This window comes from Aliiroseovarius sp. YM-037 (assembly GCF_048060095.1).
Taxonomy (GTDB): Bacteria; Pseudomonadota; Alphaproteobacteria; order Rhodobacterales; family Rhodobacteraceae; genus JBLUOA01.
Map to the genome: position 1 here is coordinate 1,276,243 of NZ_JBLUOA010000001.1, position 21,875 is coordinate 1,298,117.

The window sequence follows — 21,875 nt, forward strand, 5'->3', positions numbered from 1 at the left end:
CATCGGCACAATGTAACAAGTTTTTACATTCGAGGGAAGCGGGGGGACAAACTGCCCGACCATCACTGGATCTGGCTGCGCGCCCAATCTCTGTTGTTTGTAAGAAGCCGATCATCGCCAACGTCAGCGATCCCGCGTTCGTAGATGGCGACAGCATCCGCCCAACCGCCACCTTCGCCGACGGACTTGGCCCAACGGTCATATGCGAATACCTTAAGGCTCTGGGACGCATCCAAGCTCAGAACAGGTGAAACTTCGTCAATCAGGTCGATCGCGCCTTCGGCATCATTGTCAGCCAATCGCGCCTCCGCCGCATGGCCCATAACGCTTTCGAGAACGTTGTGAGTTACTGTGTCGTCGGAAAGCAACGACTGCGCTTTGGTTGCCGCGGCAACAAAACCTTGAGGTCCGTCCTTGGTAAGTGCCCCAGCCGTCCATTCCTGAACGATGTATCCGATATTACGCGACAATTCTCTCGCGTCAGGGTGAATGGCAAGTCCTTCGGAGTAAGTTTCCAAGGCGCTTGACCAGTTGCCTGCCTCCATATCCTTTTGCGCCACGACATCGAAAAACGAGATCGTCAGCGCCCGGCTGTCCTCGTTGTGCAGAAGCGATTTTGCAGCCGCGACGAGCCTGCGAGCCTCAGCAGCTTGATCAGCGTCAACTTCACGCACAACTGCACGGCGAAGTGTGGCAAGCCCCATACCGGCAACGTCCTCATCTTCGGGGAACAGCGTTTTCAGCGATTGCATGGCCATGATCACACCCTCGACGCTGCCTTCCGTCTCGGCCGCACGGGTCCATTCCTGCGCGATAAAGGCGATATTGCGAGTTAAGTCCCTGTTACCGGGAAATCGGGCTAGACCTGCGGCATAGATCTCAGCCGCCGCTGACCAATTCTCTTCATTCATCGCAATAGTAGCGCGGCGACCAATCACGTAGGTCGCCATCTCAAGATAGCTGTCTGTCGATAGAATAAGTTGGGCACGATCGAGAACGGCATTCGCCTCATCGAATTTTTCAGCCGTAGCAAGCTCGGCAACTTGACGCTTGATCTCCTCTTCGCCGAAACCGTCCTGCGCCGCGAAGTCGGGGAAAAGCTCACGGAGACGATTGTTGACGACGGCAAGCGCGTCGGGTCCGCCGTCGGATAGCGCCGCCCTCTGCCAGTTCTGTGCAAGATAGCGCGCGTTCGTCGTCAGAAGACGATCGTCGGGAAACGCCTTGCGTCCGGCCGAATAGATGATTGCCGCCCCCTCCCAATCGGCTTGGTCAATCAGGGGGTGGCCGTGTACCTCATAAACCAATGCACCAAGACGATTTCGTATCTCGCCATCCTTAAACAGCGGGTTAGCTTCGGAAACCACAGCGATGCCAGCCTCTAAGGTCGGCGCGATTGTCCGGTCAGTGACCGTCCGTTCAACATAGTTTTCGGCCATGTCCGAAATCCGGTCGATCGTAGGAAACCGGGTCATCATCGACGACATAAAAGCCAGACCATCACTATAGGTGGCTGCCGCACGCGCCCCTTCTTGCCCCAGATAGGCCGCCGTTTGCGAAAGCCGAGAATCGTCGGGATAGATTGCCAATCCTCGTTCCAGAACGTCTGCTGCCCGCATATATTGCGCTGCCGAAATCTCACTGTTGGTCCAGCGAAGGAAAAATCCCCGTCGCCAATCATCTAGTTCAGTCAGCGCATTGGGGTCTAACGTCAGAGCGTCAGGATCAGACGCCGCGAAGGCGGCTTCCCACTCGCCCGCTTCGATGAAACGTTCGGCTGGACGGATCAACACCAGCGCCTGCATGGCACCGAAGCCTCCATCCGGGACCGCGACCGAAGCTTGTTGCAGAACTTCAAGCGCTTGTTCTGCGCGGTGGGCATCAATTTCGCCGATAGCGCGCCGCTGCCAAACTGCGACTTCGCGGGCGGCCAGTCCCGCATCATCGGGTGCAAGATCGGCGCCTACGGCAGCGACTCTGACCGCATCTTCCCACTTTCCCTTGTCGGCGAGGTCTTCGCTCCAACGCCCAAGCGCCGCCAACGCATTTGTCACAGCAGAGTCGAATTCCGGATCAAGGCTCATCGCGCGAAAATTGGCCAGAAGCGCATCATAGTACCGCTCTTCTCTGATCGCGGTCACGCCGTGGTTGTAGTAAATCAGCGCAGCCAAACTGGCCATCCCGATCTCTCGGCGCTGGCCCTTGTTGGATTGGGGAATGTAGTTGAACCCAGTCAGCGCCTCAAACGCATCAACCCGATCACGGTGAGGATTGAATCCTTGCGGTGTTGTCGTTTCAACATCCATATGATTGGTGCCATCGTAGGCAATCGCGAACGCATGGTCCGGCACTTCAATCGCACGAATGTCGAGACCGAGGCGCTGCCCCAACGCCACGTAGATGACCGCTGATGAAACGCAATTGAATACCCCGTCGTCCAGAACAACGTCGAGCTCTGTCTGACGTTCCTCGTATCCTCCGGTCAAGAGGGTACCATGTAACCACTCCAAAAGATCCGCCCCACTTTCAGACGTCGAAGCGTTGAAGTTGATTGTTGCCCGTGCCGCCGCCTCAAGGTCCGAAATCTGGCGCTGGTAGGCTGCGCGTTTGGCGGGGTCTTTTACGCCTGATGCAAGCAAAGCCGCATGTTCAAAGTCGTCGGTGGAAAAAGAACCGCTAGCGGCGATTTCGAAAAGTCTGCGTTCGTCATCTTCCAAGCCGAATGACCCCATCGCCAACCCAGACAGGCTCTCGATAACTGTGAGTGCATCCGTTGGTGCCGTACCAAAACTATAGACGGTTTCAGGCGGACCCTCCACGCCTATCAAGGCCAGTTCTGCAAGCGCGACTTCTGTGGCGTTCTGCGCGGGGAACAGCCGCACCATCACCCAGCGGGCAGTGGTCGCGCGGAACTCGATCTCGGCGCTTTGTGCCAAACCATCCAAGACCTCCGTCCTGAGTGAGCGGAATCCCGATGTCGGCGAAACCGTCGAGACAAGCACATCAATTCGGGCGGGCGGAATCCCTTCGCCCGAGACCGGCAATGTTACGATCAGTTCCTGCGGGGCGACGATGCCATCCGCAAAATCGTAAACTAGATCAACTGGCGTATTCTCTGACACGACGAATTCAGCGATGGTTTTCGTGTCGCCATCACGAAGAAGCGTGCTTTGGCTCTCGGTCTCGGTCGTCGCGAGATCACTTTCAAAGGTCGCAAGCGGCAGTAGGTCTACCGCTTCGGAATCCGCCGAAGCCGTCGCTGCGGACGCCACTAAAGTGAGGGAGAACAGCAATCCATACTTGGTCTTCATGACGATCCAATCACTGCAATTGAGTGTTTCAAGACAACTCTAACACATTCGTCCGCAGGCCCAACGGCAGCAGTGGGTGATCAAATATTCGCACGTGTGGAGGCGTGCGAGATTGATGACATTGTTGAGCGGGCGAAAATGGTCCTCTCGTCGGACCTGCGCATCGGTGTCGGACTTGAGCAACTAGTGACCAATCAACGGCGAGACTTGAATTAAGCCCGGTGCTGGGATCCAATCACAGACTTGGATACGCAGAGATACGCTTGATTTGATCTGAAACCTGAAGCGAGGAAGGACATTCCACATGGCCGCAGCGCCGCCTGTATGCGACTTCGACTGGATCGCGCCGGATTTCTTCGGCTTCAATCGGGATCTCGGTTTGCAATATCGTGGCCGCCTTGACGCGTCTGGCATAAAACCAGGGTCGTCAGACATGCGCCGGGATTTGTTCGAAGCGATGAAAGAAGTGGCGCGAACAGGTTCCGGGTCGTCCGAGCAAGTCGCGTCGATGCGATGTTCCATAAAGTGGAAAGCGGCATAATCCACGGTTTTTAGTGGCTCTGACGGCATAACGACGCTCAGCTCAGATCACGGGCGTAGTAAGGGCGATTTGAACGCTGTTCCGCGCTATCACAAGTGCTTCCGATGCAACTAGGTCGTGGTTAAGACGTGGTCTGGGCGTATTCCACTCTACGTGATGGCTAGGGAAGGCATCGCGGCGAAAGTCAGCGCCGCACCGCAGCGTAGCTTTCATAAGTCCAAGCGGTCATATACCCGCTTGTACGCTCTTCGCCGCCGTCGGATGCATTTCAGCATTACCCAGAAACCATCGATATCCGACCGAATTACCGCGTTCCATTGAACCGGATCGCCTCAGCGGGACACCTCTATAATAACGAGGTAGGAATCGAGTGATGCGAAGAAGCGACAGGATTGTCGAGGAGTACCTCGTGATATCGGCCCGGCTGGGAGACCGCCGGGCGCTTGGGCGCCTTGTCGCGCATCGGGGGCCGAGGTTATTGGCCCATGCGACGCGGCTCATGGGCGACCGGGAAGAGGCGCGGGATGCGGTACAGGAGGCGTGGCTCGACATTGTGCGCGGCCTGCCTCGGCTAACCGATCCGCGCGCCTTTCCAGCTTGGGCGACCCGGATCGTAACGCGACGTTGCGCGCGGGCGATCCGCGTCAAGGTTCGGACCCGCGCTCTTGCAAGGGATTTCGGGGCGACAGCGGAACGGACCTCAGCGCCCGAGGAAGGCCGCGCGGTTGACGCAGCGACGATACGCGGGGCCATTGCAGCCCTACCCGCGGATCAGGGCGCTACCATCGCGCTGTTCTACTTGGAAGAAATGAGCGTGGCTGAGGTTTCGGTCGCGTTGGATATTCCTGTGGGCACAGTCAAGACACGGCTGATGCATGCACGAGAAAAACTGAAGTTTGCATTGAAAGGAAACGCAGATGACCAAGCTTGACGAGTTGATTGAGGAAGCACTGAGCGCCGAGGACCGCGACATTCTTGAGGCAACAGCGGAACAGGGCTGGTTCGCCCTTGGGCTGAACCAGTTTCGCGGGCGGCTGGGTTGGGTGACATGGGTCGTGATGATCGTTCAGGCGACAATGTTCCTGATCGGCCTCTGGTGCGCGATCCGCTTCTTCAACGCCAGTGAACTGCTACCTGCACTCAAATGGGGGTTGTCGGGCGCCGTGCTGATACTGATGGCGACCGCGTTAAAAATGAGCCTTATGCCACAGATGCAGGCAGACCGGGTCTTGCGCGAGCTGAAGAGACTGGAGTTGATCGTGTCCCGGCTGCGGACCTAAACCACTGGCGATTGCGTATGACGCTATCTTGGTTCATGTGCGCGGCCTATTTCCGCCTTTGGCCTAAGTCATCTATGCCGGGGTGCAGCTTCCCCAAAGTGGCTATTGGCGTTCGGCGCATCGGCTCGGTCGAGACGGCGGCCGGACGCTAATAGCCCGCCGACTATCCGTGCAAATCAATCGATGAACGATCGATCAAATAGGGCAACCGCGACCAGGTGTAAAATGGGCGCGCTCGGCGAGCCCGTATTGGATCGCAAGGCCGTTGGCCCGCGCCAGATCCGCGATGGCCTGCGCGGTCGGGCCGTCCAGCACTTCGGCGCGTTCTTTCACCGCATCGCCAATATGATAGCCGCAAGAAAAGTACTCTTTACCCTACGCTACGTTCAGCCCAAATTTGTGATACACGACGCCAAACAGGCTGGCTCAGCCAACGGCAAGGGATTGATCTCATGGATCGCGTAAAATTCACCCAGATGAAAGACGGAACACGGGAGGAATATAAATTCCTGACCGACCATGAAGTTGAATATACCAAAGGCACTGCTGACCGTCTGTTGGCCGCGTTGGTTGATCTCGACAAAGGCCTTTCAGGATATCAAATCACCCGCCTCGGCCATTCCGTTCAATCCGCCACTCGGGCCTATCGTGACGGAGCGGATATCGACTGGATCGTCGCGGCGCTCTTGCACGATATCGGTGACATCTACGCGCCCTATAACCACGATGAATATGCCGCCACTATTCTTCGACCGTTCCTGCGCGAACAATGCACCTGGGTGGTCGAAAAACACGGTGATTTTCAAATGATCTATTATGGCCATCATGTCGGCGGCAACCAACATAAGCGCGATGCCTACAAGGGCCACGTGTATTTCGACGACTGCGCAAACTTCTGTGAACTGTGGGATCAAGCGAGCTTTGATCCTGCCTACGACACGTTGCCCATCGATTTTTTCGCGCCCATGGTGCGCGATGTCTTCTCGCGCGTGCCGTATGATCCGGCGGTGGTTAGGGCGGGAGAACGGGAACCTCTTCAGAATGCTGAATTGGCTCGGCAAAGAGCGACATGATATCCAGAGGGTAGCTGTGATAGTCCAGTACCCACAAGCTCCACTATGCAGACGTCTGGCACGTTCGATCGGGTGCTTCGACCAGTAGCCAGTGCGAGACGGCGCCGCCAGCAATCATTGGAATCCAGCGATAAATGGGCGCAAGTTCTTGCCAATTGGCAGAAGCGAACCAAGCAAAAATTACTGCTCACATGGCAAGGAACGACACGTCGGCCTTGATGAACGCAGGATTGCTCACAGAGTCTCCAACATCTGCCGCTAGAAGCTCGGCTGTCCACGGATTGTTTGCATCATACGAATTACGGCACCGCCGGTTAGGAACGCGAAAACAATAGCCAAGGCGTTCGTTTCCTTGAAGGAAGGCACCAAGAGCAACACAACCAATATTATTCCAACAGCGACGACCCGTGCTGCCCCGATCAGCGGGTATCCAATCGGAGCCAAAATCGTAAAAACCAAGTACGGCGCAAGGAGCAGGTGGGCGGACAAATAGGCCTTCATCGTTTGATCCTGGGAATATTCGATTTGCGAGATGCGCCGGTCGATCAAAGTGCCACCGCCGCGTCTCTGGCGATCTGGTCCAGGTCAATGCCAATGGCCGGGCCGATCGCGACATAAGAGGCATTGCGGTCCATCCAGACAACCATGTCGACATCCGCAAAGCTTCGATTGGTGAAGTCAGGCTGTCCGCCCATCGGTGCCATACCGTCGTTGGCAATGAAGCACAGGGCCACGACCTGCCCGTCCGCATCGGTATACATCAGCTGGCCAACCGGCTTGCCTGCTGCCACAAGCAATCGTCCACCCGCGAAGGTAAGGCCCCGTCCGGTGAGGTCGGGGATACTGAATGCCACGCCGGTGCGATTGGAAAGCCAGGTCTGAAGATGCGCAGCATCGGCTGCCGGAACCTCTACCAGGTGCCGGCCTTCGCGGGCATAAACCCGATGATACTCCGCCACCTGATCGAGCCAGCCGGGCGCGGCGGCAATTTCCACCGACGGCGTATAGAGGCGTGTCAGAACCGATCCGCCTCCGGCGCCTATCATGAGCAAGGCGAGCGCTGCGGCGACCGTGCCAAAACCCCAGCGGGGAGGGCGGGGCAGGTTTGCAGCGGAAGGGATCACCGGTGTTTCCTCGATTGCGCTGATGAGGGCGCGGGGCACAGGCGTCTCAAGCATCGATGCGAAGGCTGATCCGATGGCCGCATCGGCCTGTTGCAGCGCAGCAAGCTCATCGGCAGCGTCGGCATCGCTGGCCACCAGCGCTTCGATCTTGGCGCGCTCAGCATCTGAGAGCGTGCCGTCGAGATAAGCGCTCAACTGGTCTGCCAGGTCGGAGGTCACATTGCCACTCATGTCATTGCCATCCCGCCCGCCTCGGCGAGCCCTTCCTTCACGATTTGCCGCGCGCGGGACATCCGGCTCATTACGGTTCCGATCGGAATGCCGAGGATATCCGCCGCTTCCTGATAAGAATGACCCTCGACGGAGACCAGAAGCAACGTGGCGCTTAATCCTTCGGGCAGCGACATCACCATGTCGATCAACTGATTGCCATAGACGTGGTCCGCCGGACCGACAGGGGTCGACAGTTCTTGTGCGACGGTCGCGTCCACTTGACCCTTTCCGGTTCTAACCCGGCGGCTGCGGATTTCTGAAATCCAGAGATTGCGCATCATTGTGTAGAGCCAGCTGTCGAGCCGGCTGCCTTGACGCCATTGTGCGGCGTGACGGATCGCGCGTTCGCAGGTCATTTGCACCAGATCGTCGCCATCGGCCGCATCACGCGCAAGGGTAAGGGAAAAGCGGCGCAGGCGGGGCAGCAACGCTACAAGCTCGGTCCTGAATTCGGGATGATCCGTCACGGCGGCGTATCCCCAGTTGCGCATGATTATCAGTTTGTCAGGGTGACGAAACTGAACACGATCAGCGGGCAATGCGCAACCGCCGACCAGAGGGGTCGGCGGAAACGCGTATTGCACACAGGTCGGCACTAGATCACCAGTCGGTCGATTCGCCGCCAAGCGCCTGCTCAAGTGCGGCATAGGCCCATGTTTCTTCGCCACCGCGCATCTCAATCTCCCGAAGCTGGGCTTTGGCGCCCTCGATATCACCATCCGAAATCAATGCCTGACCCATATAGGACCGCGCGAGGATGTAATCGGGGTCGATGTTCAGCGCTGCCTGATAATAGGTCATGCCTTCCTCGATCCGGCCCGCCTTGCGATTGGCGAAACCCCGGTAGTTCAGGATGCGCGGATCGTTCTGGTTTTCGGCCAGGTCGAGCACCGTCAACGCATTGTCATACTGCCCGTCATAGGCCAGTTCGCGTGCGGCATCGTAGAGGTCGTCATCCGACAGCGCGCCGCTTTGCGGGTTGACGCATGCGCCCTTTCTCTCATCCCAGATCTGGCCATTCTCGCATTCCTGGGTCGTCTGGGTCCTGACGGGCGGGCTTGTCGAATCCGAGCCGGCGGCGAAGCTCATCGTTGCAATCGTTGCGGCCGCGAGCGTTGAAAAAATGGTTTTGGTCGGGATCATTGATCGTCTCCTTAATTCTATTCAATTGTTCGAAACCGGCTCAATGCGGTAGATGCGTCAATCGCCAGTCATGGGGGAAACGCACGGGCCACGGGTATTATTCACTCTGAAGCGAAATTTTCTTCGAGGGCTGTCGATTCATTCTTTTCTTTGGGTTAACAGCCGGCGGTGTCAGACCAATTCGAACTCGCCTCAACTCAGGCTACGTCATTCGATGCTGGCATTGGCGGCGGGGAAGGCTTGTAAACGGCAATTCCGATCACGACCAAGACGACGCCGATCCCGGCCAGCATCAATAGGGGTGCGCCAAAGGCTTCAAGCGCCTGTGATTAGCCCAACGTGTGTCGCCAGTTCTTGAGGGGAGATCAATCAATTCTGCGAACGAATACACAAATTCAACAGAGCGGCATTGCGCGACCCATTGACCGCAAAGACAAGGCGCTCACACGGTGGTCCAATGGCAATGGTGTCAGACGGCACGGGTCAGGCCCCCATCAATGCGTAGATTTTGGCCGGTCATGTAGCCACCATCGTCGGAGGCGAGCCATGAAATCAGAGAAGAAACCTCTGAGGCGGCGCCGTAGCGCCCCATGGGAATACGCGCTTTGCGGTCTTCGGTCTCGGGCAGGCTGTCTATGAAGCCTGGAAGGACGTTGTTCATGCGGATGTTCTCGGGCGCATACTTATCCGAGTAGAGCTTTGTGAATGCGGCAAGTCCGGCCCGGAAGACGCCAGACGTTGGAAAAAGGGGGTCGGGTTCGAATGCCGCAAAGGTCGAGATGTTGATGATCGCCCCGCCGCCCTGGGCTTGCATCACAGGTGTGATCAGCCTTGTCGGACGGATCACGTTCATCAGGTAGACTTCCATCCCTTGATGCCAGTCGTCGTCGCTGATTTCGAGAACCGGTCCCTTTGGCCCGTGACCAGCAGAGTTCACCAAGACATCAACACGGCCCCAACGATCCTTCGCACCCTCGACCAAAGCGTTCAGCGCTTCTCCATCAAGATTAGAGCCAGTCACACCAAAGCCGCCGAGTTCGCCGCCAAGCGTCTCACCCTTGCCGGACGAGGACAAGATGCCGACTTTGAACCCGTCTTTCGCCAACTTGCGGGCCGCATCCGCACCCATGCCGCTGCCGCCTGCCGTAATCAGAGCTACTTTTTCTACTGTCATTTCTAGTGTCCTTTCATGTTGAGTCATATATCGCGACTCCAATGAGGAAATTCGATTGAGAATTGATGTTACTTGGCAGTAGATATACTATTTCCGAATGATCGAGCTTCCCCCGCTCAACAGTTTGCGTGCTTTTGATGCAGCAGGCCGCCGCCTCAGTTTCCGCGCAGCCGCTGATGAATTGGGAGTCACGCAAGGGGCCGTTGCGCAGCAGGTGCGCCAGCTCGAAGCGCATCTTGGTGTGGCCTTGTTTGAACGGGTGCCGAAGGGTCTGACGTTCACATCGGTTGGGCGCAGCTTTCATAACCGGATCGCTGAGGTGTTCGCGGACCTTCGATCCGCAACTGCCGAGCTGAAGCCAGAGCCGAATAAAGTCCTTATCAGTGTCACTCCGACCTTTGCTGCGAAATGGCTGATCCCCAATCTACCGGACTTCACTGCAGCACATCCGAATATCGATTTACGGATCATGGCCACCGAGAAAGTTTCCAGCTTCCATAGCGACGGGATAGACCTTGCAGTGCGCCAAGGATCGCCGCCATTCGGTGCATCACTGGAAGTAACGCTGCTGTTCAGGCAGACGCTGATCGCTGTCGCAACACCATCGCTTGCGAGCGACGAACCCTATCCGCTTGAACCAAAAACGCTGTCCAAACTGCCGAAGATCCATGACTCTCACGACCTTTGGCCGAGTTATCTTGCGTATTTGGGCGTGCAAGACCAATCGCCTCGTGGCCTAAGCCTGAGCCAGACGTCACTTGCAGTAGATGCAGCCATCGCCGGGCAAGGTGTCGCCTTGGTAAGCCGTTTTCTGGTGGCTCATGATCTCGAAGCCGGTCGTTTGGCTGAGGTTGGTGAGGTTTGGGAGGCTGGTGGAAAAGACTTCTACATCCTCATGCCGCGCGCCGCAAAAACTAATAAGTCCGTGGTGGAGGTCGTGACATGGATTAAGGCGCATTCCGCCGCTGCGCTCTGACTGCCTTGAAATCAGAGCAGTCATTCAGTTCATCGAGACGAATGACGGCAAGGTCCCGCAGACTGCTAGTGCAGCCAGCTCCAGACCGCGCAAACGTGGCGAATGGCGGCAATACGGGCTGCAACCGCACCAAACCTACCAAAGTGGACGGGTGACCGCTTTGGGCATCACGACGGCCCGAGATGGCGGCTACGTCGCCGTCAGAACGGCGGAGGTTCCGAACTGTCGGAAAGCTATCTTTGCGGGTTGCGCAGACCGTCCTTTCGGTCCCTATGAAACCATCGAACAGCCACTACTGACGCAATCCGGCCTCCGGGGGGCACAGACGAGATCATCGCGCCTCAGGTCTATTTCGATGCGGTGAACAGCAATATCCATCAGTTCTGCACAGGGGCAGATTGTCAGCGCGGTTAGTGGACAATGGAAGTAACGCTGTCGCCATAATACTACACGCGCAGACATGTGTGCTGATCAGCCCCACATGCTGGGTGAAGCAGCCGGTTAAGTCTCGTTGGCAGCCTCCAGCGACCAATTGTGCTGCCGCGGCGTGGTCTGCGGAAGCCGATCTTTGGTCTTGATGGTGGTTGTATCCGTTTTCCCGGGACGCCTCGACGACTGGCAAGCTACACCAGATTGAACACCCCTGTGGTTAGCGCAGCATTCGCCATACGCGACGTCGTCGCAAGGCCCATACCCCTGCTCCCAGAACCATCAGGCAGAGGGTGCCTTTCGTCAGGTTCTCCATCGTCCCTTGGATCAGCCATGCGTGAATGACGGTCCCCGTGACGATGACGACCACCGCCAAGCTATGTCCCAAGCGCCAGATGCGCAGGCGAAGCCTCTTTCTCAGAACGGCAAGCAGAGCCGCAGCAAATACGGCCCACATCGCCATTGCGCCCCAAACTGAAAACGGTGTCGGCGAGCGGAACAGCAAGACGTCCACCACGTCAGGCGGGCTCGTGATCCACAGCCCCGCAACATGAACAACCACCGCGAGAACCAGTCCCGCGCCCGTCCACACATGCACCCGCCGCGCGGGGATGCCCGGAAGGATACCGGTAATCAAAAGTGGCTGGACCAGCAATAACGCCAGACCGACGATACCGGTATATCCTGCAACGATGTAGATCGGCTCCCGCCACTCCAGAAGCGGACTACGCGCTGCCGCGATCAAGGGGACCACGATGGCCACGGCCAACGCAGTCCAAATAAGCGCGCCGCGCAGATTCATCAAACGGGGCGCAGAACGAACTCGACATGAAGGTTCGTGTCCGATGCACGCGCCATGACGGGCCGCAGGAATACCGTTTCGAAGCCGCCATCATCGTAGTCGGCATCGTAGGCCAGATGGCCGTGCGGCTGACCGAATGCCGGGACGATCTGTGGCATCTCAATGCGGAACACGCCGTCCGCATCCGTTAGCGTTGCGCCATGAGAGCGCTCGTCCCGTTCGTGACCCTCGGTCGTGTGGGCCCAGACCTGGATGCGCCGCCCGGCGAGCGGGGCACCGTCGCCCGCGCGTCGAACGGTCCCGCTGGTCCAGAATCCGCCGCCGCCGATCCGCTCCACGACCGGCGCGCCGGGACGGTAATTGTTCGCGCCGCCACGCATTGTCGGTGTAGGGGCAAGGGACTGGGCGCGGGCGGGGACGGTCAGGCCCGCGGCGCCGAGGAGGAGCGCAGCGCCAGCGTTGGAAATCACGGTTCGGCGGTTCGTGATCGATATCGCCATGTCGGTCTCTCCTGTCGGCAGTTTCAAACAAGCCTGCCGCGCGCGTTTCGGGTTACGCTCGCACGGCTTCGACAGCGCCATGATACAAAGCGGCGGCAACGCATGTCACATCACAAGTTCTCGACGCGGCATGAAGTACCGCCGGGCCCTAAGCGTTTCCGGGCGCAGCCACGGTTCAACCGGCGAGATACGTGCGGAACCAGGCCACCATCCGCTCTTCGGCGAGGCGGGCGGCCTCCTCGTCGTAGCGTGGCGTAGTATCGTTGTGAAAGCCGTGGTTCACGCCGGGGTAGATATGCGCCTCGTACCGCTTGTCGTTTTCTTCCAGCGCTTTCTGGTAGTCGGGCCACATGGCGTTGATACGCTGATCAAGTGCGGCGAGCTGGATCATCAGCGGTGCCTCGATCCGGGCGACTTGATCGCTGTCTGGCGCTGCGCCGTAAAAGGGAACGCCAGCCGCCATCTCTGGATAGGCGACCGCCAGCTTGTTCACGACGCCTCCGCCATAGCAGAAGCCCGTTGCGCCCACTTTTCCGTTTGTGCCGTCGAGCGCCTGAAGATACTCGAATCCGGCGAAAAAATCATTTAGGAGCGCGTCGCGATCAAGGCTGCGCTGCATCTCGCGCCCTTCATCATCATTGCCTGGATAACCGCCGAGCGACGACAGGCCATCGGGGCCCATGGCGACGAAACCCGCCTTGGCAAGACGCCGCACGACATCGCGGATGTAGGGGTTCAGCCCACGGTTTTCGTGAACGACAAGAACAGCCGCAGGCGGGCGGTCCGCGTCGATTTCCGTGGGGCGCACGACGTAAGCCGTGATCTCGCCCGTTCCGTTCGGACTGGGGTAGGTTATGTCTTCGCCTTGAATGCCTGGATCATCCTCGGCCACCTGCTGCGCCAGCGCGTAGTTGGGCGCAAGCGTGCCAAGGATAGCTGCCGCCGTTAGGCCGCCCACAGCCCATTTCGCCGCGCGGTCGAGAAACTCACGTTTCGAAATCTTGCCATGAGCATAATAGTCATAGAGGTCTAGGAGTTCTTGGTCGAAATCGGCTGCTGTTAGGCGGGGCTGGGACGTATGGTGGTTCATTGGAGGTTCTCCCTATTGATTGAGGCCCAAATGTTGGACGCCCACATTCTTCAAGATGGGGCGTTCGGGTATTATCGAAACGCTTGCAGTTGAGACTGGAACCATACCGTATTTTATCGAATCGAGTAAGGTCGGCGCAAACGCGCCATTCGTGACTATCGCAACATTCGTCCCTTTAGACTCTCAGCCTAACTTGGATGTAGCATCGCAAGCCAAGAAATCGGGTGCATGATCCAAGATGGACGGGGCGAAGCGGGCATTCGCTGCGACTTCGTGCATGTTCGCTTCTTCCAACAGACTATAGTCCCGCTTCAGGGACCACCACGACGGTTCTGTAGCTGTAAGATCGAGAACGGGAGGTGAAGACGGACGAACTGACTCGTGTGTGCCGGGTATCAATCAAGCCGGCAATTCGAGCGGAGTCTGAACCGCTCTTCAAGACTGTTGCTCTGTCATCCACCGTGGACTGCGACGGATGTACGTCCGTTACCCGCCACTTGATTGCGGGATGACGCGAAGACTATAACCACATCCTCCCGCATTCCAGCCCCGCCAGCATGACCCCAAGGGAATATGAGAACCGGTCACAATTGGACCAAAACCTGAACAGAGACTCTTAGGGGAGCAGGTCATCGGGTTTTTTTGCGTACAGAGAATGCCAGCGTTTGAATAGATGGTTGCCGTTCGTGGGTTGCTGCAGCTGAAACTAGCTGCTGGTCAGTGGGCTGCTGTTGTCGTGCTGATCTCTGGCATCATCAAGATGCTCGCGGAGCTTCTGAAGGATCGGCAGCACGGTTCTGACCTCCTGCGGTGTAGTGGTCTGCGCCACACGACTTAGGATCGGACCAAGGTCGGCAATCGTTCGGTCTCGCAACTGGCGCCCTTCATCTGTCAGCCACACCTGCTTGGAGCGCGCATCGTTCGGGTTCGGGCGCATTTCAACCAGCCGGTGCCTTTGCAAACCCGCCAGAGTATGAGTCATTGAAGTCTTCGGCACCTGAAAAGCTGTCGCCAGCTTCAAAGGCGTCTGACCGTCTGCGACCCGGATCAGGTGATTGAGTACCGCAAAATGTGGCGCGATAATTCCATCCGGTAGTTCAGCCTCAAGAAGGTTGCGGCTGAGTTGTTCGATAATGCCGACTTCGGTGAAGAGGGCAAAGTACTCTATGAGATCTGAATTCTCTGTCAAATGAATCTGGTCTCCAAGGGCCAACGTGGCGTCGGCGCGATTGCCGGACCGTAGCCCAATCGCCCCAGCATTTGAACCGTTTCGCCCGGCTCGGCCATAAGCTGGTGCGCCGCGTCGTAGTGTTCAGCCATCTGCGGATACTCCTGAAGCGCCTGCGAAACTGGATGAAGGGACACGCCGAGTGCCGTCGCTGCCAGATTCAGGCGGAGCCATCGGCGACCCGCTTCAATCTGATCCTGCCGGCTGTTACCCCTGGTCGTGACGACAGCGTAGGCGGGCGTGGCGTCCATCATCTCATGATAGATGGCGACGCCTTGCTTGAAACCCGCGCTGCCAATCTTCGCCTGATCGTCGCGCGAAAGCAGACCCAGAAGCATCAGGCTTTCTAGAAACGCCCCCCCAAGGTCGATGCCGTCCGGATTGGCGTTGATCTCGGCCTTGCCAAACCGCATCAGATCGACGCTTTCCGTCCAGGTCGGGGGGTAATGCGCCTCGGTCAGCCATGCGTTCCAGGTCAACTGCTTCAGCTTGCCGACCATATCCGGATCGGTCAGGATGTTTGCGTATGCTCCGAGGTCCTGCGCGGCCTTCGCATCAACGGGTCGGTCCTCGAACGGTTGTTTGCATGACCGGCGGTGCGGTACAGCAGCGAACAATGGGTCCGGCGTCGCGGTTCCGCCAAATGTGGCAATGGCGGCCGGACCATCTTCGCCCTCTGGGTAGATGTCGAGGCGGACGTCGATTTGCCTATGCGTGGCCGCGATGCGCATCTGTTCGATAAAGCACCCTAGACTGATGACCAATTGTCTTTGAAACGGGTCCGTTTCGGGTAGCTCCCTCGTTTTGTCGCGCCAGAGCGTGACAGTATCGTTGCCTTCCAACCCGACCAACCACGGCTGCCTGTTGTGAGCGTTGGGGGCGAGGATTGCGTAAGATAGCGCCCATTCGCGCGGATCGTCGTAGTTCCCGGCAGCGTCCCATGGTGCGAGGGCAGTCTGAGGAGTGCGTGTTCCCAGAAACCCGCCTGCAGCAGCTCCGGCGGCAAGAATGGTTCCGCCGCCAATGAGGGCTAGAGTTTTGCGTCGCGAAAGGGTCATGTCGGCATTCCTTGTAATACGATATCGAACTATATAGTGCGATATCGTATTACTGTCAACACAGCTGAAATCACTACATCAAAGCCTCGGGCAGTGGTTAGGCGACGCTCCTGCATAGTTTGCGTTTTGCAGCCGGACAACGAGTCTCGGATGACTGGATTGCTTCTGAAGCACTTTCAGCGTGACTCGAACCGAATACGCAAAAAACCATTCCGTCAGTCGAAATTCTAGAGACAAGCTACAGTAGGGCGACAAGTGTCTTGCTCCGTCATTTTGACGTCGGCATTAAATCAAATTGGTTGCTTGGAACTCTGAACTACCAACGAATGTCGGCATTGAAACGTCCTTCACGGTGACGGTTCTGCGTTTCCTCGGGGATACTGCGCAGCAGCTAAATGATCCGTTGCTCAAGCTCTGTGGGATCATCGACTTCAACGTGCCAGAAGGCGACTGCTTCATCGGGAAGTTGCGTCAACGCGCGCTCAAAGTCCGTCTTGTTTGTACAGCGACGTATCGCCCAAGCCGTCGCTTCAATCGCATTGTCGGGCGTCAAATTATGGTTCACCCGAATTTGCTTCGCCTCAGCGATTAAGGCGGAGCGTTCAGAAAATGGAACCGGCGGAGCCGTAACATCCCAACCATTAACAAAAATTGCGCGTAGAACGCTTGGAAGCACACTTGCAAAATTCAATCCTTGCTGAGCAGTCAAGCGGCGTCGGAAAACCTGAAGCACCGCGTCTACAGCGGTGTACGCCATGTTGTCAGATTCCAATGACATGCGCTCTTTCACATCATCAAGAAATGCCCGCCATTCCTTGGAGGCATGTCTATATGTCCAGGGCATCGGCATTGTGGAAGGTCTCCGCAGTGGTTTCTACACCAACTTATCGAGTTCTCGAACGGCAGCAAAGTTCCGCATCCTCCCTGCTGGTGTGCCGCGCAGGGAAGACGCTGTTTCCCGAACCGGCCGCAAGTGACTAGCGCGACGAAGGTGACAGGAGAACCCATAGAAGCCAAGATGCTGCGGTGTTGCGAATGCCTGCTTCAATGTACTCAATGGTTCCGCTAGAGTCATCTTCGGAAGAAACAAGTTTGGCGACAATAGCGGTTATGAAGCGGCGTGATCTCGTGCTGGGTGGTGGGGTTTTTTGCTGGGCAGGCCTTATGGGAAAATCACAAGCGATTGCTGGAGCAGGGTTATTCGTTCCACCAGAAGAAGGACCGCATCAGCGCACATTTATGCAGTGGCCGGTCAATCGGAAGGTGCATCCTGACCCCATTTTCTTAGACATGGCGCAGCAGACGATAGCAGACATCGCCAATACAATCGCGGATTTCGAACCTGTCACAATGCTCGCAGCAGCGCAGGATCACGGTGACGCGCGCGCCAAGCTGTCAGCAAATGTCGAGCTTTGGGACATTCCGACCGAAGACTTGTGGTGCCGCGATGCAGGCCCGATCTTCGTGGTCGATGGTGCGGGCAAAATTGCGGTCAGTCATATACAGTTCAACGGTTGGGGTGAAAAGCAGGTCAACCGGCGCGACAGCCAGATTGCGAAACGTGTCGCGGCGCGTTTGGAATTAGATCTTTTGCCAACCGGTTTGCACGGCGAAGCGGGCGGCGTTGAGCAGGACGGGCACGGGCTGTTGCTTGCCCATGAAAGCAGTTGGGTAAACGACAACCGCAACCCCGGCATGACGCGTGTGCAGATAGAAAGGCGGCTGCTCAAGGCCTATGGTGCTAATCGCATGATCTGGACCGATGGCGTTTGGGGTGAGGACATCACCGACTATCACATCGACAGCCTTGCGCGTTTCACCGGGCCGGGGCGTGTCTTGATCAACTTGCCCGATGCTCCTGACCTGAGCGACCCGTTTCACGCGGCCGCGATTGAAACCCATGAAAAGCTGGTGGACGCGGGGCTGGACGTGGAGGTTATTCCCGAGCCTCATGTCAGACGGGTCAAGGGCTTTGATTTCGTCGCCTCCTACGCAAACTACTACGTTTGTAATGGCGCGGTTATTGCGGCGGAATTTGGTGATACGGAAACCGATGAGATCGCGCGAGAGGCGCTGGTGCGGCACTATCCGGGGCGCGAGATCATCACGCTGAATGTGGATCCATTGGGCGAGATGGGTGGTGGGATTCATTGTGCTACGCAACAAATGCCCGACCTATGAGCTGGTTTCTCGGAACGCCCCCGACTTGGAGGCCTGCGCGGCCAATTTAACAGCCCCGGTTGCGGTCGCGGCCTTGATTGGGGACCAATTGAGCGCTGTGATATCGAAGCGCATCTTCGATAGACACTGGCGGAATGTCTGGATAAGGGTCATAGCGCGGGCCGATACAAGCTGAGACCAGAATATCATCGCGACCGGTTGTCTGACGCACCTCCTCCATCAGACTAACAGCATCTTTGCTTACATCAACGAGCCGTCCCGCATCATAGCCCAGCGGCGCAGCACGGCCGGCATTCGCCATCCATGTGGGATCATCAAGAATACATCCAACATGAAGTCATTGCCGGTTCCAGCATAAACCAGGTACTTCCTCTTACTGTCGTGCGGGAGCCGTCGTGCCGTTTCAATGCGCGCCCCTGGCCGTCAAAGATAAGACGGAAGCTATCGTGTCTCGGATCTTCTGTGAATCGTGCTGCGGCCGGGCGAACTCCGCGACAGTGATTTCTTCGGTCCAGTTGTTGCGCAACCGCAGCGAACGGCGGGTTTATCGGGTTGCAAAGCAAAATTTCGACTGTGAGACGAACGGCGGCTTTGGGTCGCGTGCGGCGCCAAAGGTAGCCATCAAGCGCCGAGATTCTGCGCCCCCTCCGAGACTTGCTGTGAGGCCATCTTACCGGATGCCGCATGGCGAACGAATGACTGGATTGGCAAACGTCAGCTATGCAGAATGAATACCTTTCAAGCGGGATTATTCCCACGAGATGTGGCACGGTGCTATCGGACTCGCGACTGGATCGGTAACAGCATCGGGTTCAAACCTGACTTCGGCGGGTTAGTTTGTTCATTGCGGTAACTGCCCCCAGATAGGAGAAATTATATGGTGCATGCTCGGGTGGTGTTGGTTCCCTTGCTCAGTGTAATTATCGTCGTCCTCCTCTTTGCCGGAGGGTCCCGCGCTCAGGACGCCGTCATCATCGGCGACGTTCCGCTGCCCGAAGACATCATGATCTCGGCCCCCGAGGAGTGGGCGTTCGCAGGGGCTTGGGTTGGCCGGTGGAGCAATGGGCGGAACCATATTCTCGTCGTGGAAGGTATTGGCGAAGATGGGTTCGCAGATGTCGTATATGCGGTCGGCAGAGACCAAAACGGTGGCGGCAACTGGTTCAGAGGTAAGGCGCGCATTGAAGATGACGCGCTCGTTTTCGGCGATGACGTTTTCGGGGTGCGCTACTCGATTTCGGACACCGGTCGCATGCGCGGCGTTCTCAATGAGAACGAGCGCTTCGCGATCTTGGAACGTCAGGAGATTTCGGCCCTGATGTCGTCTTCTTCACCCGACGACTTGTTCTTGATCGGCGATCTTGAGACCCTGCAAACCGGTTTGATCGAAGACGGCGAGCGGGTCGATCTCGTCGTCGTAATGTATCGCCCTCGCGGACAGGGTCCGTTTCCACTCGCGCTTGTCCATCATGGATCGACCGGCACCGGGACGAGACCGTACGCCTTCGATGAGGTCTGGAAAAACGATTGGCTCGCCGACGTCTTGAACGAGCACGGCTGGATCGTCGCCTTTCCTCAGAGACGGGGACGGGGTGGCTCGGGCGGTTTGTATGACGAAGGGTTTGCCGAAGATCGATCGCAGGGTTATTCGCCGGAGGCCGATCTATCGCTCCCCGGCGCACACCGTGCCCTGGTGGATGCAAACGCAGCATTGGCAGCCCTCCGGGAGCGTCCAGACGTCGGACCCGACGGCGTCCTTTTGAGTGGTATGTCGCGTGGGGGCGTCGTCGCCATCATGCAGGCAGGACATAACCCAGAGGAATTCGCAGGTGTGATCAACTTCGTTGGGGGATGGGTGAGCGAAGGATGGGGTGATGCTTCTATCAATCCGACATTGTTCAGGCGAATTGGCTCGTTTCGTGGTCCGGTCCTGTCGATCTACGGCGAAGAAGATCCGTTCTACAGCGTCGAGCATTCCAGATCGAACGTGATGGAGATGGAGGCGCTCGGCACGAAGAGCCAGCTCCACGTGATCAAACTGCCCGGCTACGGGAACGGGCATTGGGTATTAACCATGCCCAACCTCTGGGAAGAAGTCGTCGGTGAGTTTCTCAAGGCTTTGGAAGATTGAGCCGCGTACACGCACAGGGTCGTGATCTTGCCCGCGGGCATCGAGTTCGACAAAGATCCGTTCACAAGCAATGTGCGGGAGAGCAGTCCCGCGCCAGAACCCCGACGAAAAGCCACGTATCGCTGCTTTAACCCATCCATAAATCGCGACAAGGTCTTTGAGCCCGCCACCGCCGAAGGGTTCCGGGGGTGACTTACAGCCGGCAACGCTCAAAAACCCTCCATCCTCTGACACCGCGCTGATTGCATGGGTTGGGTCAAGGGCCCGTTCAATGAAGGCAACCGCCTATATCTCGAAGCCGAGCGGGTAGCGAAGCGTTCGCAAGATGGGGCACCAACGCACCTGCGCTTCGCGTTCACGATGTTCTGGCCGCAGGTCGGGTTCAATTCGAAAAACAACGATCATCGGTTTGTATTCATTGCGACATCTCCCTATCTCGGATTGGAGATGGATAGGCTACAAGGTGGTTTCAATAAAGTTTCGCTTATTGGTTGTCGCCACCCTAATGCTCGCGGTGGTCATCGTGGTCTGGCGTCTGGCGGACCACGATCTCAGTTGGCGCAACAGCGAGCGCTTCGATTTTTCCTCCGACGGCGATGCCATAACCGGAACCCTCTGGCTGCCCGATGGCGCGCCGCAGGCGGCCGTCGTCTTAGTCCACGGCGACGGGGCACAGGATCGAATCTCTGCGGGGGGGTATGCGCCACTCATTCATGTATTTCTCGATCGCGGCATCGCCGTCGCTGCGTGGGACAAACCCGGTGTTGGATCGTCCGAGGGGAACTGGCTGCATCAATCCATGGCCGACCGCACCCGTGAAACCCGCGCGGCGCTCGAACACTTGGAAAAGCGCTTCGACGGGATCGCCCTGGGCGCGGTCGGATTTTCCCAAGCTGGATGGGTTCTGCCGGGACTCTCCCCGGACGACGCGGATTTCCTCGTGCTCATCGGGGCCGCCGTTTCCTGGCAGGATCAGAGTGATTACTACACGCGCGTCAGGCTGGCCAGGGACGGCATGGATCAGGATGCAATCGAGCATGTCGTTGCGGACCAAGACCGGTTCGACGAACGCGCATTCGGATCAGATGCGCAGGCCAGTGATGCCCCAGAAGGTATGTCGCCTGATCGTTGGCGTTTCATTCGGCAAAATCGCGGTGCGGATGCGAGTGAGGCGCTCGGTCAACTCGATATGCCGCTGCTGGCCATTTGGGGGGGAGACGACCTGAATGTGGACTCCGCGGGTGATGCGGTAATCTACAGGGAGATGCTGGCCGGGCAGGGCGACCGCACCCGGATTATCATTTGGCCGGACGCAACACATGGCCTGTTGAAATCGAACGCCTACAATTGGCAACTGACGGAAGATTGGTCGCAGGTCGCCAGGCTGCGGTTCGTCCTGGAGGGCCGCCATGCCTTCTCTCCGGGTGCGCTGGACACGATAGTGGACTGGATCGAGGGTCTGAGCCGCTAGGGCAACAGCACATGATAGCGGCCGTTGGAGCACCATGCGGCGCATTAGTGATTCTAGGCTCCTTCCGGCACCTTTGCCGCACGATCTACA

The 21,875-nt window shown here is 57.7% G+C and carries 20 protein-coding genes and 1 pseudogene; 8 read left to right on the plus strand and 13 right to left on the minus strand.

Going from position 1 to position 21,875, the window contains the following annotated elements; genetic code table 11:
- Nucleotides 1–62: 62 nt before the first annotated feature.
- Nucleotides 63–3,311: a hypothetical protein gene (locus tag ACEWPJ_RS06290; protein WP_416511767.1), complete on the minus strand. Its 3,249-nt coding sequence runs from the start codon at nt 3,309–3,311 to the stop codon at nt 63–65.
- A gap of 346 nt (nt 3,312–3,657) precedes the next feature.
- Here ACEWPJ_RS06290 and ACEWPJ_RS06295 point away from each other — a divergent pair.
- The 3 genes and pseudogenes from ACEWPJ_RS06295 to ACEWPJ_RS06305 all read left to right on the plus strand — a co-directional run.
- A pseudogene (locus ACEWPJ_RS06295) lies at nt 3,658–3,852 on the plus strand (thioredoxin family protein); the annotation flags it as partial.
- A 373-nt stretch (nt 3,853–4,225) separates the two neighbouring features.
- Nucleotides 4,226–4,783 carry an RNA polymerase sigma factor gene (locus ACEWPJ_RS06300; RefSeq protein ID WP_416511769.1) on the plus strand — a complete coding sequence of 186 codons (558 nt, stop codon included), beginning with the start codon at nt 4,226–4,228 and terminating at the stop codon, nt 4,781–4,783.
- Nucleotides 4,770–5,132, plus strand: a complete 363-nt coding sequence (locus ACEWPJ_RS06305) for a DUF6768 family protein (RefSeq protein WP_416511771.1) — start codon at nt 4,770–4,772, stop codon at nt 5,130–5,132. Before ACEWPJ_RS06300 ends, ACEWPJ_RS06305 begins: the two co-directional genes overlap by 14 nt.
- Before the next feature lie 195 nt (nt 5,133–5,327).
- On the opposite strand, the gene ACEWPJ_RS06310 is transcribed toward ACEWPJ_RS06305, so the two are convergent.
- A complete protein-coding gene (locus tag ACEWPJ_RS06310) occupies nt 5,328–5,465 on the minus strand; it encodes a hypothetical protein (protein ID WP_416511772.1) in 138 nt (45 codons plus the stop codon).
- 119 nt (nt 5,466–5,584) lie between these two features.
- Here ACEWPJ_RS06310 and ACEWPJ_RS06315 point away from each other — a divergent pair, with 119 nt between their 5' ends.
- Entirely contained in the window at nt 5,585–6,205 is a 621-nt protein-coding gene (locus tag ACEWPJ_RS06315) for an HD domain-containing protein (RefSeq protein ID WP_416511773.1), read from the plus strand.
- Between the two features lie 258 nt (nt 6,206–6,463).
- Here the strand turns inward: ACEWPJ_RS06315 and ACEWPJ_RS06320 are convergent, their stop codons facing one another.
- The 5 genes from ACEWPJ_RS06320 to ACEWPJ_RS06340 all read right to left on the minus strand — a co-directional run bounded on the left by ACEWPJ_RS06320 (nt 6,464) and on the right by ACEWPJ_RS06340 (nt 9,919).
- Nucleotides 6,464–6,754: a hypothetical protein gene (locus ACEWPJ_RS06320; protein WP_416511774.1), complete on the minus strand. Its 291-nt coding sequence runs from the start codon at nt 6,752–6,754 to the stop codon at nt 6,464–6,466.
- A complete protein-coding gene (locus tag ACEWPJ_RS06325) occupies nt 6,751–7,560 on the minus strand; it encodes a zf-HC2 domain-containing protein (RefSeq protein WP_416511776.1) in 810 nt (269 codons plus the stop codon). The genes ACEWPJ_RS06320 and ACEWPJ_RS06325 overlap by 4 nt, the downstream gene beginning before the upstream one ends.
- Nucleotides 7,557–8,093 carry an RNA polymerase sigma factor gene (locus tag ACEWPJ_RS06330; protein WP_416511777.1) on the minus strand — a complete coding sequence of 179 codons (537 nt, stop codon included), beginning with the start codon at nt 8,091–8,093 and terminating at the stop codon, nt 7,557–7,559. The genes ACEWPJ_RS06325 and ACEWPJ_RS06330 overlap by 4 nt, the downstream gene beginning before the upstream one ends.
- A gap of 109 nt (nt 8,094–8,202) precedes the next feature.
- A complete protein-coding gene (locus ACEWPJ_RS06335; protein WP_416511779.1) occupies nt 8,203–8,745 on the minus strand; it encodes a tetratricopeptide repeat protein in 543 nt (180 codons plus the stop codon).
- Between the two features lie 469 nt (nt 8,746–9,214).
- Nucleotides 9,215–9,919: an SDR family oxidoreductase gene (locus ACEWPJ_RS06340; RefSeq protein ID WP_416511781.1), complete on the minus strand. Its 705-nt coding sequence runs from the start codon at nt 9,917–9,919 to the stop codon at nt 9,215–9,217.
- Between the two features lie 97 nt (nt 9,920–10,016).
- Here ACEWPJ_RS06340 and ACEWPJ_RS06345 point away from each other — a divergent pair, with 97 nt between their 5' ends.
- Nucleotides 10,017–10,895, plus strand: coding sequence for a LysR substrate-binding domain-containing protein (locus ACEWPJ_RS06345; RefSeq protein ID WP_416511782.1), 879 nt, complete (start codon nt 10,017–10,019; stop codon nt 10,893–10,895).
- A 649-nt stretch (nt 10,896–11,544) separates the two neighbouring features.
- Here the strand turns inward: ACEWPJ_RS06345 and ACEWPJ_RS06350 are convergent.
- The 6 genes from ACEWPJ_RS06350 to ACEWPJ_RS06375 form a co-directional block, all read right to left on the minus strand.
- Nucleotides 11,545–12,087, minus strand: a complete 543-nt coding sequence (locus ACEWPJ_RS06350; protein WP_416511784.1) for a ferric reductase-like transmembrane domain-containing protein — start codon at nt 12,085–12,087, stop codon at nt 11,545–11,547.
- A 38-nt stretch (nt 12,088–12,125) separates the two neighbouring features.
- Nucleotides 12,126–12,626: a twin-arginine translocation pathway signal gene (locus ACEWPJ_RS06355; RefSeq protein WP_416511785.1), complete on the minus strand. Its 501-nt coding sequence runs from the start codon at nt 12,624–12,626 to the stop codon at nt 12,126–12,128.
- Nucleotides 12,627–12,801: 175 nt separating this feature from the next.
- Nucleotides 12,802–13,716 (minus strand): YghX family hydrolase, encoded by a 915-nt coding sequence (yghX, locus tag ACEWPJ_RS06360; RefSeq protein ID WP_416511786.1) that lies wholly within the window; start codon nt 13,714–13,716, stop codon nt 12,802–12,804.
- A gap of 706 nt (nt 13,717–14,422) precedes the next feature.
- Nucleotides 14,423–14,905 (minus strand): MarR family winged helix-turn-helix transcriptional regulator, encoded by a 483-nt coding sequence (locus tag ACEWPJ_RS06365; RefSeq protein ID WP_416511788.1) that lies wholly within the window; start codon nt 14,903–14,905, stop codon nt 14,423–14,425.
- Nucleotides 14,902–16,002, minus strand: a complete 1,101-nt coding sequence (locus tag ACEWPJ_RS06370; RefSeq protein ID WP_416511789.1) for an Acg family FMN-binding oxidoreductase — start codon at nt 16,000–16,002, stop codon at nt 14,902–14,904. Before ACEWPJ_RS06370 ends, ACEWPJ_RS06365 begins: the two co-directional genes overlap by 4 nt.
- Nucleotides 16,003–16,393: 391 nt before the next feature.
- Nucleotides 16,394–16,852, minus strand: a complete 459-nt coding sequence (locus ACEWPJ_RS06375; RefSeq protein WP_416511791.1) for a DUF2267 domain-containing protein — start codon at nt 16,850–16,852, stop codon at nt 16,394–16,396.
- Between the two features lie 260 nt (nt 16,853–17,112).
- Here ACEWPJ_RS06375 and ACEWPJ_RS06380 point away from each other — a divergent pair, with 260 nt between their 5' ends.
- The 3 genes from ACEWPJ_RS06380 (at nt 17,113) to ACEWPJ_RS06390 (ending at nt 21,785) form a co-directional block, all read left to right on the plus strand.
- Nucleotides 17,113–18,183 (plus strand): agmatine deiminase family protein, encoded by a 1,071-nt coding sequence (locus ACEWPJ_RS06380; RefSeq protein ID WP_416513013.1) that lies wholly within the window; start codon nt 17,113–17,115, stop codon nt 18,181–18,183.
- 877 nt (nt 18,184–19,060) lie between these two features.
- Entirely contained in the window at nt 19,061–20,314 is a 1,254-nt protein-coding gene (locus ACEWPJ_RS06385) for an alpha/beta hydrolase family protein (protein ID WP_416511793.1), read from the plus strand.
- Nucleotides 20,315–20,801: 487 nt separating this feature from the next.
- The gene (locus tag ACEWPJ_RS06390) at nt 20,802–21,785 is read left to right on the plus strand and encodes an alpha/beta hydrolase family protein (RefSeq protein WP_416511795.1); all 984 of its coding nucleotides are present in this window, start codon (nt 20,802–20,804) and stop codon (nt 21,783–21,785) included.
- The last annotated feature ends 90 nt before the right edge of the window (nt 21,786–21,875 follow it).

What these genes read in the sequence shown, in the direction of transcription:
- ACEWPJ_RS06325 (WP_416511776.1), bottom strand. Translation starts at nt 7,560, where the DNA reads ATGAGTGGCAATGTGACCTCCGACCTGGCAGACCAGTTGAGCGCTTAT.
- ACEWPJ_RS06370 (WP_416511789.1), bottom strand. Translation starts at nt 16,002, where the DNA reads ATGACCCTTTCGCGACGCAAAACTCTAGCCCTCATTGGCGGCGGAACC.
- ACEWPJ_RS06380 (WP_416513013.1), top strand. Translation starts at nt 17,113, where the DNA reads ATGAAGCGGCGTGATCTCGTGCTGGGTGGTGGGGTTTTTTGCTGGGCA.
- ACEWPJ_RS06340 (WP_416511781.1), bottom strand. Translation starts at nt 9,919, where the DNA reads ATGACAGTAGAAAAAGTAGCTCTGATTACGGCAGGCGGCAGCGGCATG.
- ACEWPJ_RS06305 (WP_416511771.1), top strand. Translation starts at nt 4,770, where the DNA reads ATGACCAAGCTTGACGAGTTGATTGAGGAAGCACTGAGCGCCGAGGAC.
- ACEWPJ_RS06335 (WP_416511779.1), bottom strand. Translation starts at nt 8,745, where the DNA reads ATGATCCCGACCAAAACCATTTTTTCAACGCTCGCGGCCGCAACGATT.
- ACEWPJ_RS06375 (WP_416511791.1), bottom strand. Translation starts at nt 16,852, where the DNA reads ATGCCGATGCCCTGGACATATAGACATGCCTCCAAGGAATGGCGGGCA.
- ACEWPJ_RS06345 (WP_416511782.1), top strand. Translation starts at nt 10,017, where the DNA reads ATGATCGAGCTTCCCCCGCTCAACAGTTTGCGTGCTTTTGATGCAGCA.
- ACEWPJ_RS06290 (WP_416511767.1), bottom strand. Translation starts at nt 3,311, where the DNA reads ATGAAGACCAAGTATGGATTGCTGTTCTCCCTCACTTTAGTGGCGTCC.
- yghX (WP_416511786.1), bottom strand. Translation starts at nt 13,716, where the DNA reads ATGAACCACCATACGTCCCAGCCCCGCCTAACAGCAGCCGATTTCGAC.
- ACEWPJ_RS06355 (WP_416511785.1), bottom strand. Translation starts at nt 12,626, where the DNA reads ATGGCGATATCGATCACGAACCGCCGAACCGTGATTTCCAACGCTGGC.
- ACEWPJ_RS06385 (WP_416511793.1), top strand. Translation starts at nt 19,061, where the DNA reads ATGGTGCATGCTCGGGTGGTGTTGGTTCCCTTGCTCAGTGTAATTATC.
- ACEWPJ_RS06330 (WP_416511777.1), bottom strand. Translation starts at nt 8,093, where the DNA reads ATGCGCAACTGGGGATACGCCGCCGTGACGGATCATCCCGAATTCAGG.
- ACEWPJ_RS06300 (WP_416511769.1), top strand. Translation starts at nt 4,226, where the DNA reads ATGCGAAGAAGCGACAGGATTGTCGAGGAGTACCTCGTGATATCGGCC.
- ACEWPJ_RS06315 (WP_416511773.1), top strand. Translation starts at nt 5,585, where the DNA reads ATGGATCGCGTAAAATTCACCCAGATGAAAGACGGAACACGGGAGGAA.